This window comes from Bosea sp. 685, from assembly GCF_031884435.1.
Taxonomy (GTDB): domain Bacteria; phylum Pseudomonadota; class Alphaproteobacteria; order Rhizobiales; family Beijerinckiaceae; genus Allobosea.
In genome coordinates this window covers 119147-132387 of the sequence record NZ_CP134779.1, presented here as the reverse complement: position 1 = coordinate 132387, position 13241 = coordinate 119147, and the positions used below count along the sequence as shown (strand labels likewise).

At 65.9% G+C, this 13241-nt stretch carries 13 protein-coding genes; 11 read left to right on the top strand and 2 right to left on the bottom strand.

Annotated features, from left to right (window positions below; genetic code table 11):
* Positions 1-34 precede the first annotated feature (34 nt).
* Positions 35-367: an NIPSNAP family protein gene (locus RMR04_RS01665; RefSeq protein WP_311912635.1), complete on the bottom strand. Its 333-nt coding sequence runs from the start codon at positions 365-367 to the stop codon at positions 35-37.
* Positions 368-369: 2 nt separating this feature from the next.
* Complete coding sequence (locus RMR04_RS01660) at positions 370-1554, bottom strand: pyridoxal phosphate-dependent aminotransferase (RefSeq protein WP_311912634.1); 1185 nt, start codon at positions 1552-1554, stop codon at positions 370-372.
* A gap of 410 nt (positions 1555-1964) precedes the next feature.
* Between RMR04_RS01660 and RMR04_RS01655 the strand changes: the two genes are divergently transcribed.
* The 11 genes from RMR04_RS01655 to denD (RMR04_RS01605) all read left to right on the top strand — a co-directional run bounded on the left by RMR04_RS01655 (position 1965) and on the right by denD (RMR04_RS01605) (position 13178).
* Positions 1965-3788 carry an IlvD/Edd family dehydratase gene (locus tag RMR04_RS01655; RefSeq protein ID WP_311912633.1) on the top strand — a complete coding sequence of 608 codons (1824 nt, stop codon included), beginning with the start codon at positions 1965-1967 and terminating at the stop codon, positions 3786-3788.
* A gap of 219 nt (positions 3789-4007) precedes the next feature.
* The gene (locus RMR04_RS01650) at positions 4008-4910 is read left to right on the top strand and encodes a LysR family transcriptional regulator (protein WP_311912632.1); all 903 of its coding nucleotides are present in this window, start codon (positions 4008-4010) and stop codon (positions 4908-4910) included.
* A gap of 102 nt (positions 4911-5012) precedes the next feature.
* The gene (locus tag RMR04_RS01645; RefSeq protein WP_311912631.1) at positions 5013-6020 is read left to right on the top strand and encodes a Bug family tripartite tricarboxylate transporter substrate binding protein; all 1008 of its coding nucleotides are present in this window, start codon (positions 5013-5015) and stop codon (positions 6018-6020) included.
* Positions 6021-6046: 26 nt separating this feature from the next.
* Entirely contained in the window at positions 6047-7081 is a 1035-nt protein-coding gene (locus RMR04_RS01640) for a zinc-dependent alcohol dehydrogenase (RefSeq protein WP_311912630.1), read from the top strand.
* A complete protein-coding gene (locus tag RMR04_RS01635) occupies positions 7078-7743 on the top strand; it encodes a hypothetical protein (RefSeq protein ID WP_311912629.1) in 666 nt (221 codons plus the stop codon). The genes RMR04_RS01640 and RMR04_RS01635 overlap by 4 nt, the downstream gene beginning before the upstream one ends.
* A gap of 119 nt (positions 7744-7862) precedes the next feature.
* Positions 7863-8717 carry an isocitrate lyase/PEP mutase family protein gene (locus tag RMR04_RS01630; protein WP_311912628.1) on the top strand — a complete coding sequence of 285 codons (855 nt, stop codon included), beginning with the start codon at positions 7863-7865 and terminating at the stop codon, positions 8715-8717.
* Complete coding sequence (locus RMR04_RS01625; RefSeq protein WP_311912627.1) at positions 8714-9040, top strand: hypothetical protein; 327 nt, start codon at positions 8714-8716, stop codon at positions 9038-9040. The genes RMR04_RS01630 and RMR04_RS01625 overlap by 4 nt, the downstream gene beginning before the upstream one ends.
* On the top strand, positions 9037-10173 hold the full coding sequence (locus RMR04_RS01620) for a GNAT family N-acetyltransferase (protein ID WP_311912626.1): 1137 nt from the start codon (positions 9037-9039) through the stop codon (positions 10171-10173). The genes RMR04_RS01625 and RMR04_RS01620 overlap by 4 nt, the downstream gene beginning before the upstream one ends.
* 16 nt (positions 10174-10189) lie before the next feature.
* Positions 10190-10936 carry an SDR family oxidoreductase gene (locus tag RMR04_RS01615; RefSeq protein WP_092171812.1) on the top strand — a complete coding sequence of 249 codons (747 nt, stop codon included), beginning with the start codon at positions 10190-10192 and terminating at the stop codon, positions 10934-10936.
* Positions 10937-11139: 203 nt separating this feature from the next.
* The gene (denD, locus tag RMR04_RS01610) at positions 11140-12156 is read left to right on the top strand and encodes a D-erythronate dehydrogenase (RefSeq protein ID WP_311912625.1); all 1017 of its coding nucleotides are present in this window, start codon (positions 11140-11142) and stop codon (positions 12154-12156) included.
* 38 nt (positions 12157-12194) lie between these two features.
* The gene (gene denD / locus RMR04_RS01605; protein WP_311912624.1) at positions 12195-13178 is read left to right on the top strand and encodes a D-erythronate dehydrogenase; all 984 of its coding nucleotides are present in this window, start codon (positions 12195-12197) and stop codon (positions 13176-13178) included.
* Positions 13179-13241: the final 63 nt, after the last annotated feature.

Below are 13241 nucleotides of genomic sequence, written 5' to 3'. Positions count from 1 at the left end.
TTCGGGGCGATGCTTCGATGTCGGCCCACCAGGCTCAGGGCGCGCGGCGCACGCCCTGGTCGTCCTCGAAGACGGGCCGAAAGAAGGAGCGCTCATAGCTGATGATGAAGCGGTGCTGATCGTTCTGCGCGACCACGGACAGGCACTCCTCATCCTTGAACGAGGCCTCGCGATAGGTCTCATATGCGGCGAAGGACGGAAAGCTGAACATGGCGAGAGCCACGTTCGATGTGCCTTCCGACGGCATGAAATAGCCGTGATGCTTGCCGCCGAATTTCTCGACGAGACGGATCCAGGCTTTGCCATAGGCCTCGAAGGCCGGCAGTTGGTAGGGGTCGACGATATAGCGCAGATGGCAGGTGATCATGCTCAGATCGCCTTCGCGCTCTTGAGGAACTCGTCCATCCGCACCAGCGCCCGCTCGATATTCTCCAGCGAGTTCGCATAGGACAGCCGGATGTAGCCCTCGCCATACACGCCGAAATCGGGGCCGCCGATGGTGGCGACGCCGGCCTCCTCCAGCAGGGCGGAAGCCAGCTTCTTCGCCTTCCAGCCGGTCTGCGAGACATTGGGGAAGGCGTAGAACGCGCCCTTCGGCACCGCGCAGGAGACGTTGGGCAAGGCGTTCAGCCCTTTGACCACGGCCTTCCGGCGCCGGTCGAACTCGGCCAGCATCATGTGGACTGCATCCTGCGGGCCGGTCAGGGCCGCAAGCCCGGCCCATTGCGCGGGAGCGTTGACGCAGGAATGCGAGTTCACCGCAAGCTTGCGGGCGTTCTCATAGAGCGGCTTGGGCCAGACCGAGAAGCCCATGCGCCAGCCGGTCATGGCATAGGTCTTCGACCAGCCATTCAGCAGGATCAGGCGGTCGCGAATTTCCGGATAGCTCAGCAGGCAGACATGCTTCTCGCCGTCATAGAGCATCTGGTCGTAGATCTCGTCCGACATCACCGCGACATCGGGGAAATCAGCCAGCCCGGCGACGAGCTTGTCGACTTCCGCTTTCGGCGTGACGCCGCCAGTCGGGTTCGCCGGCGAATTGATGATCAGGAGCCGCGTCTTCGGCGTGATCAGCGAGAGCGTCTCCTCCGCCGAGAAGGCAAAGCCGTTCTCCTCGCGGACCGGCACCGGGATCGGCGTCGCCCCGGTATATTCGATCATCGAGCGATAGATCGGGAAGCCGGGATCGGGATAGAGGATCTCGGCGCCGGGCTCGCCGAACATCAGGATCGCCATGAACATGGTGACCTTGCCGCCCGGCACGATCATCACCGCCTCCGGCGAGACCTCGACCTGGAAGCGCTTGTGCAGATCGGCCGCCACGGCCTCGCGCAGCGGCAGGATGCCATTGGCCGGGGTATAGCCGTGATGGCCGTCGCGCAAAGCCTTCACCGCCGCCTCGACGATATGGTCTGGCGTCGGGAAATCGGGCTGGCCGATGCCGAGATTGATGATGTCCTTGCCCTGGCGCTGCAATTCGGTCGCGCGTGCCAGCACGGCGAAGGCGTTCTCCTCGCCGATGCGGGCGAAGGATGGGACGACATGGAGCGTCATGACGGCGTTTCCTTAGGACGGGTCGAGGTCGATGCGGCCCGCTCTCATCGGGGCCTTAGGCTTGTCTTGGCCGGAAAGCCGCGTGCGATGCAAGTCGCGCGATGCACAAGTCACGCAATGCAAGTGGCGCATGCGAGCCGCGCGATTGCGCCAGCTGCTGGTCCGCCCCTGCACGCCTGACACTTGTCACCCCGGGTCGCCGGGCCTTTCCTGCGCGTTCACGAGATCGAGCGTTCGACATTGGCGGGCGCTCCTGCATGCTGTATGCAGCAACGCTCAATAGTATGATTATCTGCGTCCAGGCCTCTTGCCGCGCCGCGGATCATCGGCAAAGTTGCGTGTCTCAAATCGTTTTAAAGAGACCGGCAAGCGGCCATCAGCGCCGCGCCGCGCGAGAGGAAAAGACGAGGATGGCCAAAACACCTGCCGGCAAGAAGCCGGTTCGCAAGATCAAGCCCGAACAGCTGCGCTCGAAGGCCTGGTTCGACAATCCCGCCAATGCCGACATGACGGCGCTCTACATCGAGCGCACGATGAATTTCGGCCTGTCGCGCGACGAATTGCAGTCCGGCCGCCCGATTATCGGCATCGCCCAGACCGGCTCCGACATTGCGCCCTGCAACCGCCACCATATCGAGCTCGCCCATCGCGTTCGTGACGGCATCCGCGAGCGCGGCGGCGTGCCCTTCGAGTTTCCGATCCACCCGATCCAGGAAACCTGCAAGCGCCCGACCGCCAGCCTCGACCGCAACCTGCAATATCTCAGCCTCGTCGAGATCCTCTACGGCTACCCGCTCGACGGCGTCGTGCTGACGACCGGCTGCGACAAGACCACGCCGGCCCAGCTGATGGCGGCGGCGACCGTCGATATCCCGGCGATCGCCCTGCCCGGCGGCCCGATGCTGAACGGCAATTTCCGTGGCGAGCGCACGGGTTCGGGCACCATCGTCTGGAAGGCGCGCCAGATGATGGCGGCCGGCGAGATCGACTATAAGGGCTTCGTCGACCTGGTTGCGTCCTCGGCTCCCTCTGCCGGCCATTGCAACACCATGGGCACGGCGACGACGATGAACTCGATCGCCGAGGCGCTCGGCATGACGCTGCCCGGCGCGGCCGCGATCCCCGCGCCTTACCGCGACCGCTATGAAATGGCCTATCTCACCGGCCTGCGCATCGTCGACATGGTCTGGGAGAATTTGATCCCGTCCAAGATCATGACGCGCGAGGCGTTCGAGAATGCGATCGTCGTGAATTCCGCCATCGGCGGCTCGACCAACGCCCCGATCAGCGTCAACGCCATCGCCAAGCATATCGGCGTTCCCCTCGACAACGAGGACTGGACCGCGATCGGCTATGACATCCCGCTGCTGGTGAACCTGCAGCCGGCCGGCGAATATCTCGGCGAGGATTATTACCGCGCCGGCGGCGTTCCCGCCGTGGTCGCCGAACTCGTCGCCAAGGGCAAGATCAAGCCCGCCATCACCGCCAACGGCAAGACGCTGGCCGAGAATTGCGAGGGCTTCTTCGCCGAGGATCGTCGCGTCATCAAGGCCTATGACGAGCCGATGAAGGCCCATTCCGGCTTCCTCAATCTGCGCGGCAATCTGTTCGATTCCGCCATCATGAAGACCAGCGTGATCACGCCGGAATTCCGCAAGCGCTATCTCGAGAACCCGAAGGACCCCAACGCCTTCGAGGGCAAGGCGATCGTCTTCGACGGGCCGGAGGACTACCACCACCGCATCGACGACCCGGCGCTCGCCATCGACGAGCACTCGATCCTGTTCATCCGCGGCGTCGGGCCGATCGGCTATCCCGGCGCGGCCGAGGTCGTGAACATGCGGCCGCCGGACTACCTGATCAAGAAGGGCGTAACCGCCTTGGCCTGCGTCGGCGACGGCCGGCAATCGGGCACCTCCGGCTCGCCCTCGATCCTGAACGCCTCGCCGGAAGCGGCGACGGGCGGCGGGCTCGCCCTGCTCAGGACCGGCGACAAGGTCCGCATCGACCTCAACAAGCGCTCGGCCGACATCCTGATCTCCGACAAGGAACTCGAGGAGCGCCGCGTCGCGCTGAAGGCCGCCGGCGGCTACAAATACCCCAAGAGCCAGACGCCCTGGCAGGAGATCCAGCGCAAGATCGTCGGCGAACTCTCCGAGGGCATGGTGCTGAAGCCGGCGGTCAAGTACCAGAAGATCCACAAGAAGTTCGGCGTGCCGCGCGATAATCACTGAACGTCGACGGCATCACGGGGAACCAAACCGTCATCCCGGGCAAGCGAAGCGCAGACCCGGGATCCATCGTAGGACACGACAGAGCCCTATGATGGATCCCGGATCGGCGCCGAGGAGCCTGTCCTTGGGCCGGTCGAAGGCCGGACCCGAGGGCGGCTTGTCCGGGATAACCCGGTGTTTCCGTGCAGGAACGCTTCAACGTCGCCGGAGGCCTGCGCCATGCAGCTCACGCTGCGCCAGATCGAGGTGTTCCGGGCGCTGATGCGCTGCCGCACCGTGGTCGGCGCCGCCAGGGAGCTGCGCATCGCCCAGCCGACCGTGACCAAGACGATCCGGCGTATCGAGGACGTTTGCGCGCTCGCCCTCTTCGACCGGCATGGCGGCCGGCTCGTGCCGACGGCGGAGGCGCACCGGCTGCTCGGCGAGGTCGATCTCGCCTTCGAGCAGATGGAGGGTGCGCTCGCCCGCGCATTGCGCATCACCCGCGCCGATGGCGGCTCTCTGCGCCTGGGAGCCTCGCCCAGCGTCGGGCGGCTCCTGGTCCCGCTCGCCACGGCCGATCTGCTGAAGGAGCATCCGGGTCTCAGCCTGCATGTCGATATCCTCTTCGTCAGCCAGGTGATGGACTATCTGCTCTCAGGCCAGGGCGAATGCGCCGTCACCCTGTTCCCGATCCTGCATGCCGGTATCCGCAGCGTGCCTGTCGCCAAGGCTCCGGTCATGGCGGTCGCCCCAACGGGCTGGCTGCCGGCCGGCGACGGCCCGCTGGCACCGTCCTGCCTGATTGACCGACCGATCATCGTGTTCGAGCCGCATTCCGTGCACGGCCTCGCGGTCGACGCCGTATTGCGGGCGGGCGGCATCACCCCAACGCGCACCCATGTCGCGCGCTTCGCCGAAACCGCGATCGGCCTGGCGGAAGCCGGAATCGGCGTCGCAATCGTCGATGCGTTCAGCGCACTCGCAGCCGACCGGAGCAGGGTCGCGGTCAGACGGCTCGATCATCCCCCGCCCTACGACATCTATCTGCATCGGCTAATCGAGCGTGCGCGCAGCCAGCTGATGCAGCATTTCGAGATGGCCTTGCGACAACAGGCAGAAAAACTCAGCGCCAAACCATAGCCTGAGGCTATGGCGCACTCCAGATTTCGCCCTTGTGGCAACTCGCCATCGCTGGCTTTCTCGCCGCCAGAAAAAATAGAACCGATCCGGGGGAGGATGATCATGACCGAATGCAACGGCGCCCATGGGGCCGACACGATCTCACGCCGCGCGGCCCTGACCGGCGCCCTGGCGATCCTGGCGAGCGCGACAGCGCGGCCCGCTTTGGCACAGGCCTACCCCACACGCGTGATGCAGTTGATCGTGCCCTTTGCGGCGGGCGGTGGCGTCGATGTCGTGGTGCGCGTCGTGGCGGAAGCCGCCGGCGACATCCTCAAGCAGCGCCTCCTCATCGAGAACCGCGGCGGCGCCGGCACGGTGCTCGGCTCGCAGGCCGTCGCCAAGGCCGAGCCCGACGGCTACACGCTGCTCGCGGCCCCCACCACCATGGTGATCAATCCGGCACTGCGCAGCAACCTGCCCTTCGACTGGAAGACCGATCTCGTCCCTGTGGCGATGATCGCAAAGCTGCCCTTCGTGGTGACCTCGGGCCTGAAGCTGCCGGTCAAGACGATGAAGGAGCTCGAGGCGCTGGGCAAGACGCGCGGCACGCCGATCACCTTCGGCTCGGGCGGCGCCAACACCGTGGCGCATCTCGCCGGCGAGGTCTTCGGGCTCGTCTCCGGCGCTCCGGTCCTGCATGTCGCCTATCGCGGCGAGGCCCCGGCCCTGACCGATGCGATGAGCGGCAATATCGACGTGATGTTCTCGACGCTGGCTGGCGCCTCCGCTCATGTGAAGGCAGGCACCTTGCGGGCGCTCGGCGTCACCACGGCCAAGCGCACGAGCCTGCTGCCCGATGTCCCGACCGTCGCCGAGCAGGGCTATGCCGGCTACGACCTCTCCGCCTGGGTCGCGCTGGTCGCGCCGAAGAACACGCCGCCCGCCGTGGTCGCGACCCTCAACGCGGCGGTGAACGGCGCCCTTGCCAAGCCGGAGATCGCCGCCCGGCTGATCGAGATCGGTGCGGAACCTGCGCCCGACACCACCGAAGCGCTCGCAAGCTTCATGGCCAAGGATGCGCAGACCTGGGCCGGAGTGATCAAGGCGGCCGGCATCAAGGCCGAATAAGCCGCACCTTTGACAAGGAGCAAGGCATGCTTGCACTGCGAAAACGCGCGCCCGAGCCGGGGATCGCTCTGTGCGACGTTCCCGAACCGGCCCCGCCCGGAGCCGGCGAGGTCGTCGTCGCGGTCGCAGCCGCCGGCATCTGCGGCACCGACCTCCACATTGCCGACTGGACTGCCGGCTATGCCGCGATGGCGCAGGCGATGCCGGTGACGATGGGCCATGAATTCGCCGGCCGGGTGGCCCGTCTGGGCGAGGCAGTCTCGGATCTGCGCATCGGCGACCGGGTCGTCATCCGGCCCTCCGTCGTCTGCGGCCAATGCGAACGCTGCCGCGGCGGGCAAGCGGAGGATTGCGTCACGCGGCGTGGCATCGGCATCATGCGCGACGGCGGTTTCGCCGCTCTTGCCTGCGTACCTGCCGAGAACTGCGTGCCGGTGCCCGAGGCACTGTCCGATGCGCTCGCCGCATTGACCGAGCCGATGACCGTCTCGGCCGAGGCTGTCGATACCGCCGGAGTCACGCAAGGCGACAGCGTGCTCATCATCGGCCCCGGCACGATCGGCCAAGGCATCGCGCTCTTCACTGAGGCGGCCGGCGCCAGCCGCATCGTCATCGCCGGACATAACGACGCCGCGCGCCTGGCGACCCTGCGCGAAATGGGCTTCGTCGATACGCTCGACACGGTCGGCACCTCGCTGCGCAAAGGCCTGGAACGGGCCGGCTTGCCGTTGTCCTATGATCGGATCATCGAGGCCGCCGGCGTGCCGACGCTTGTCGGCGAGGCGCTCGATCTGCTCGCCTTGCGCGGGGTGCTGACGATCTGCGGTATCCATGCCAGCCCAGCCGCTGTCGATCTGACGAGTTTGGTCAGGCGCCACCAGCAGATCCGCGGCTCCTATCGCGCGCCCTTGGCGACATGGCCGCGCGTGCTTGGCTACCTCGCCGCCCATGGCGCGCGCGTCTCGCACATGATCACGGAGGAGGTCGCGCTGGCGGAGGCGCCGGCTGCCTTCGCGCGCGCCAAGAGCCGCTCCGCCTCCAAGATCATGCTGCGGCCGTGACCGCGAACGAACCCGGCATGGACTGGCGCGGAGCCGGCTTCCTCGTCATCGCCAACTCGGTCGAGCCAGCTGCGCTCGCAGATTACGAGGCCTGGCACAGCTTCGAGCATGTGCCGGAGCGTTTGACCATGCCCGGCTTTCTTGGCGGCCGGCGTTTCGTGCGCGGACGCGGACAGGAACGCCGCTTCCTGACGCTCTATGATCTCGACAGCCCCGACGCGCTGGACACGCCCGAATATCGCCACTTGCTGGGCAATCCGACGCCGGCCTCGCGCCTCATGCGCCCGCTGATGGGCGACTTCCGACGCTTCGTCTATCGCGAGCGCGCCCGTTTCGGCGCCGGCTGCGGCAGCCATCTCGGCTTTCTGCGCTGGGTGGCGCAAGAGGACGGCATGCAAGAGGACGGCCTACAGGACGATATCGCGGCTCTCGCGGCGATGATCGGGCATAGCGGCATCGCCGCGCTGCGCATCGGAGGCTCGCAGGAGACCGCGCCTCATCCCGCCTTCGCGCCCGATCCGGCCCTGTCGGTCAGGCACGCCGCCGCGATGGTGAGCGGAACCGATGGCGCCAGCCTGACGGCAGCTCTCAAATCCATCGCGAACCGCCTGAGCGGCCCGGTGCTCGAACGCAGCGTCTATAATCTGATCCTCGCCTATTGAGGCTCATGCCTGAGGCGCATTCGGGGCGAGCGCTTGCGCATGAAAGGAAGGGCTGACAAGAGCGCTCTTGCCGGACAGTATGGCGGCCCGAAGAACAAGCCGATTTGAAACGATTTAAAATGGGCTACTCCCCTCAGGTCGACGCCTTTCGCAAGCTGCACGAGGCCGGTTGCTTCGTGATGCCCAACCCTTGGGATCTGGGTTCCGCACGCTGGCTGCGCGGCCAGGACTTCAAGGCCTTGGCGACGACGAGCGCGGGCTTCGCCTTCACGCAAGGCCGCGCCGACCAGGACGTGCCGCGCGACATGATGCTCGCCCATATCGCCGAGATGGTGAAGGCGGTGCCGGATTTGCCGGTCAATGCCGATTTCGAGAACGGCTATGCCGATACGCCCGACGGCGTCGCGGCCAACACCAAGCTTTGCATCGCGACCGGTATCGCCGGCCTCTCGATCGAGGATGCGACCGGCCGGCCGGATGAACCGCTCTACCCGTTCGAACTGGCGGTCGAGCGCATCAAGGCGGCGCGGCGCGCTGTCGACGAGACCGGCTCCGGCGTCGTGCTGACGGCGCGGGCCGAATGCTTCCTCACCGGCCACCCCGATGCGCTGAACGAAGCGGCGCGGCGCATCGCGGCCTATGCCGAAGCCGGCGCCGACGTGCTCTATGCGCCCGGCCCGAAGACAAAGGAACAGATCGCGACGATCGTCACGGCTGCCGGGGGCAAGCCGGTCAACCAATTGATCTATGGCGATTTCGGCCTCACCGTGCCGGAGATCGCCGCGCTCGGCATCCGCCGCATCTCGATCGGCGGAGCTCTGGCGCGCGCAGCCTGGGCCGCCTTCATCGAGGCGACGCGCCTGATCCGCGACGAGGGCAGCTTCAAGGGATTTGCCGGCAATGGCCCGTCCGCGCCGCTGAACCCGTTCTTCACCGCCGATCTGAAGGCGCGCGACCTGAAGGCGCATTCGTGAGCGGCACGCTGCTGATCGCACCGGCCTGGCTCGGGCTGAGCGGCCTCTGGACGCTCGACGCCAAGGGCAAGCGCAAACCGGTCGATGCCGAGGATATCGGCCTTTCCGAGGAGCTTGCGGACAGGCTGGAGGCCTGGATGGATGCCTTCGACGCCATCTATGAAGAGGACAACGAAGCCCGCTCGCGCTTTCCCGACGCCGTCGAACAATTGGCCTGGGAGGCAGAGGGCGTAGCCCTCACCGAGGCGATCCGCGCGGAACTCGGCGCGAGCTGGACGGTGACGACGGATTTGAACGGCTGGCGGGAGACGACCCAACCATGACGGCACTGCTCAACTGGAAGGCGCCGCCATTCCCACCCGCCAAGGTGCTCGAAGGCCAGTATTGCCGACTTGAGCCGATCGATCCCGCCCGCCATCTCGACGAGATCTGGGCGGTGAACCAGGGCCACGACCACATCTGGGACTGGATGCCGGCCCATCCGCCGCAATCGCGCGAGAGCTATCGCGAATTGCTCGGGATGATGGCGAGCAAGGCCGGCATCGTGCCCTTCGCGGTCATCGACAAGGCGGACGGCAAGGCCAAGGGCCATCTCTGGTTGATGGAGATCCGTCCCGAGCAGGGCGTCTTCGAAGTCGGCTACATCACCTATTCGCCGGTGTTGCAGAAGACGCGCGTCGCCACCGAGGCGATCTATCTCTGCGGCGAATACGGCTTCTCGCTCGGCTATCGCCGCTTCGAATGGAAGTGCAACAATCTGAACGAGCCTTCCAAGCGCGCCGCCTTGCGCTTCGGCTTCCAATATGAGGGGCTGTTCCGCCAACACATGGTGGTCAAGGACAAGAACCGCGACACCGCCTGGTTCTCGATCCTCGACAGCGAATGGCCGGTCCGCGCGCAGGGCTTCCGGCGCTGGCTCGCGCCGGAGAATTTCGACGCCGACGGCGCGCAGAAGCTCTCCCTTGCCGCCTTCAACCAGCCGATGGCGCACGCCGGCACGGTCCCGCTGCGCCGCGCCACCACGAACGACATTCCGGCAATCCTGGCGCTGAAGAACGCAGCCTACACGCCCAATGAAAGCATCATCGGCGTACCTTCGCTGCCGCGCATCGCCGATTACGCCCAGGTCGTCGCCGAGCACGAAGTCTGGCTGACTGATGGCGCAAGCGGGCTTGAGGCTGCGCTCGTGCTTGAGATCGAGGACGGCAAGTTCACGCTCTGGAGCATCGCTGTTGCGCCCGAAGCGGCCGGGCGCAAACTCGGCCGTGCCTTGATGGACTTTGCCGATGAGCGCGCCCAGGCGCTGCAATTCGACGCGGTCCATCTCTACACCCACGCCAAGCTGACCCAGCGCATCGGCTGGTATGAGCGGCTCGGCTACACGATCACCCATCACCAGGAGTTGGCCGACCGGCGGCTCACTCACATGCGCAAGCAACTGCAAAAAGCCGGCTGAACAGGGACGAAATACCATGGCAGGACGTTTGAAGGGCAAGGTCGCGGTCGTCACCGCGGCCGGACAGGGCATCGGCCGCGCAATCGCCGAAGCCTTCGTCGCCGAGGGCGCGACGGTTTATGCGACCGACAAGGATGTCGCCTTGCTGGAGGGCATTCCGAAGGCGAAGAAGCGCAAGCTCGACGTGCTCTCGACCAAGGCGGTCGAGGCCTTCGCCGAGAAGATCGGCACCATCGACATTCTGGTGAACGCCGCCGGCTTCGTGCATCACGGCACCATCCTGGAATGCGACGACAAGGCCTGGGAGTTCTCCTTCGACCTCAACGTCAAGTCGATGCACCGCACGATCAAGGCCTTCGTTCCCGGCATGCTCGCCGCCGGCAAGGGCTCGATCGTCAACATCGCCTCGGGCGCCGGCTCAGTGCGCGGCATCCCGAACCGCTATGTCTATGGTGCGACCAAGGCAGCCGTGATCGGCCTGACCAAGGCTGTCGCGGCCGACTACATCAAGAAGGGCATTCGCTCGAACGCGATCTGCCCGGGCACGATCCAGTCGCCCTCGCTCGATCACCGCATCAAGGATCTGGCTGCGCTGACCAAGACCAGCGAGGCCGCGGCCCGCCAAGCCTTCATCGATCGCCAGCCCATGGGCCGGCTCGGCACGGCCGAGGAAATCGCCTGGCTTGCGGTCTATCTCGCCTCCGACGAGGCAAGCTACACCACGGGCCAGATCCATCTCGCCGATGGCGGCTTCGCGCTCTGAAGCTCTAGAGCGTTTTTCGAGCGAAGTGGGTACCGGTTCGCGTGAAGAAAACGCGTTAAAACAAAAGGCCGGAGCAATTGAGCGATCCGATTGGATCGTTCAATTGCTCTAAATCCGGGCGCAGGCTGACAGGCCTGCGCCCCCAAAATCGAGCAACTGCGATCAACGCACGCCATCCGCAGAGGAAATCTCGAGGGGAAGCCATGCATGTCCTCGTTACCGGTGCGGCCGGCATGGTCGGCCGCAAGCTCACCGAACGCCTCGCGCGCGAGGGACGAATCGCCGGGCGCAGCATCAGTCGGCTGACGCTGACCGATGTCGTCCCGCCTTCCCTGTCTCCCGCCCTGCCTCCCGAACTCGCCGGCCGCGTCGAGGCGCGCACTGAGGATTTCGCCGATCCCGCCATCGCCGCGGCATTGATCGCGCCGCGACCGGATCTGATCTTCCATCACGCGGCGATCATCTCGGGCGAAGCGGAGCGCGATTTCGACAAGGGCTACCGCGTCAATCTCGACGGCACCCGCGCACTCCTCGAAGCCATCCGCCATGGAGGCGGCAGTGCCCGAAAAGGCGACAGGGCCTATGTGCCGAAACTCGTCTTCACCACATCGAGCGGCGTCTTCGGCGCACCCTATCCGGCTGCGATTCCTGACGAATTCCACGTCGCGCCGCTGACGAGCTACGGTACGCAGAAGGCCATCGGCGAATTACTGCTGGCCGATTACGCGCGTCGAGGCTTCCTCGACGGCGTCGGTATCCGCTTCCCCTCCATCGTCGTGCGACCGGGCAAGCCCAACGCTTCGGCGGGCGGCTTCTTCTCCGGCATCATTCGCGAGCCATTGCAGGGCATGGAGGCTCTGCTTCCGGTCGCCGACGACACTCTCTTCACCCATGCCAGCCCGCGCTCGGCGGTCGGCTTCCTGATCCATGCGGCCGGGCTCGCACGCGAGGAACTGGGACCGCGGATCAACCTGTCCATGCCCGGCGTCTGCGTCACCGTCGGCGAGCAGATCGAAGCACTGCGCCGCGTCGCGGGCGACAGGGCGGTGAAGCTGATCCGCCGCGCGCCCGACAAGACGGTGACCGACATCGTCGCCGGCTGGCCGACCCGTTTCGATACCGCCCGCGCGACGGCGCTTGGTTTCCAGGCCGAACGCGATTTCGACGAGATCATCCGCGTTCATATCGAGGATGACCTCGGCGGCCGCCTGCCCAACTGAACCCATTCATCATCAGAAGAATCACCAGAGGAACCCCAATGCATATTCTCGTTCTCGGCGGCGCCGGCATGGTCGGCCGCAAATTCATCGAACGGCTGGCCCATAGCGGCGAACTCGGCGGTAAGCCGATCGACAAGGTCACGGCGCAGGACGTTGTCGCCGCGACTGCGCCTGCGGCCTGCCCCTTCACCTTCGACGCCGTGGTCTCCGACCTCGCCAATGAAGGCGAGGCCGAAGGGTTGATCGCCTCGCGCCCGGAATTGATCGTGCATCTCGCCGCCGTCGTCTCCGGCGAAGCCGAGGCCGATTTCGACAAGGGCTACCGCATCAATCTCGACGGCACGCGCCATCTCTTCGAGGCGATCCGCAAGGCCGGCGACGGCTACAAGCCGCGCCTGGTCTTCACCTCCTCAGTCGCCGTGTTCGGCGCGCCGTTCCACGACAAGATCGAAGACGAGTTCTTCACCACGCCGCTGACGAGCTACGGCACGCAGAAGGCGATCTGCGAATTGCTGCTCTCCGACTATAGCCGTCGCGGCTTCTTCGACGGCGTCGGCATCCGCTTCCCGACGATCTGCGTCAGGCCGGGCACGCCCAACAAGGCGGCTTCGGGCTTCTTCTCCAACATCCTCCGCGAGCCGCTCAATGGCATCGACGCCGTGTTGCCGGTCTCCGACCAGGTGCGCCATTGGCACGCCTCGCCGCGCTCGGCCGTCGGCTTCCTCACCCACGCCGCGACGATGGATACAGCCGCGATCGGCCCGCGCCGCAACCTGACCATGCCCGGCTATTCCTGCACCGTCGCCGAGCAGATCGAGGCGCTGCGCAAGGTCGCCGGCGACAATGTCGTGGCGCGCATCAAGCGCGTGCCCGATCCGGTGATCGACGGCATCGTCGCGGGCTGGCCGCGCAATTTCGATCCGCAGCGGGCGACCGCGCTCGGCTTCACCGCCGAATCGAGCTTCGAGGAGATCATCCGCATCCATATCGAGGACGAACTAGGCGGGAACTTCGTGAGGTAAGGGCGTCTGTCTCCGCGAGAGTCAGGCCTGCCATAAGAGAAAGGCCCCGGATCACTCCGGGGC

Excerpts from the sequence above, each read along its gene's own strand:
- RMR04_RS01665 (WP_311912635.1), bottom strand. The coding sequence starts at position 367 with ATGATCACCTGCCATCTGCGCTATATCGTCGACCCCTACCAACTGCCG.
- RMR04_RS01660 (WP_311912634.1), bottom strand. The coding sequence starts at position 1,554 with ATGACGCTCCATGTCGTCCCATCCTTCGCCCGCATCGGCGAGGAGAAC.
- RMR04_RS01655 (WP_311912633.1), top strand. The coding sequence starts at position 1,965 with ATGGCCAAAACACCTGCCGGCAAGAAGCCGGTTCGCAAGATCAAGCCC.
- RMR04_RS01650 (WP_311912632.1), top strand. The coding sequence starts at position 4,008 with ATGCAGCTCACGCTGCGCCAGATCGAGGTGTTCCGGGCGCTGATGCGC.
- RMR04_RS01645 (WP_311912631.1), top strand. The coding sequence starts at position 5,013 with ATGACCGAATGCAACGGCGCCCATGGGGCCGACACGATCTCACGCCGC.
- RMR04_RS01640 (WP_311912630.1), top strand. The coding sequence starts at position 6,047 with ATGCTTGCACTGCGAAAACGCGCGCCCGAGCCGGGGATCGCTCTGTGC.
- RMR04_RS01630 (WP_311912628.1), top strand. The coding sequence starts at position 7,863 with ATGGGCTACTCCCCTCAGGTCGACGCCTTTCGCAAGCTGCACGAGGCC.
- RMR04_RS01620 (WP_311912626.1), top strand. The coding sequence starts at position 9,037 with ATGACGGCACTGCTCAACTGGAAGGCGCCGCCATTCCCACCCGCCAAG.
- RMR04_RS01615 (WP_092171812.1), top strand. The coding sequence starts at position 10,190 with ATGGCAGGACGTTTGAAGGGCAAGGTCGCGGTCGTCACCGCGGCCGGA.
- denD (WP_311912625.1), top strand. The coding sequence starts at position 11,140 with ATGCATGTCCTCGTTACCGGTGCGGCCGGCATGGTCGGCCGCAAGCTC.
- denD (WP_311912624.1), top strand. The coding sequence starts at position 12,195 with ATGCATATTCTCGTTCTCGGCGGCGCCGGCATGGTCGGCCGCAAATTC.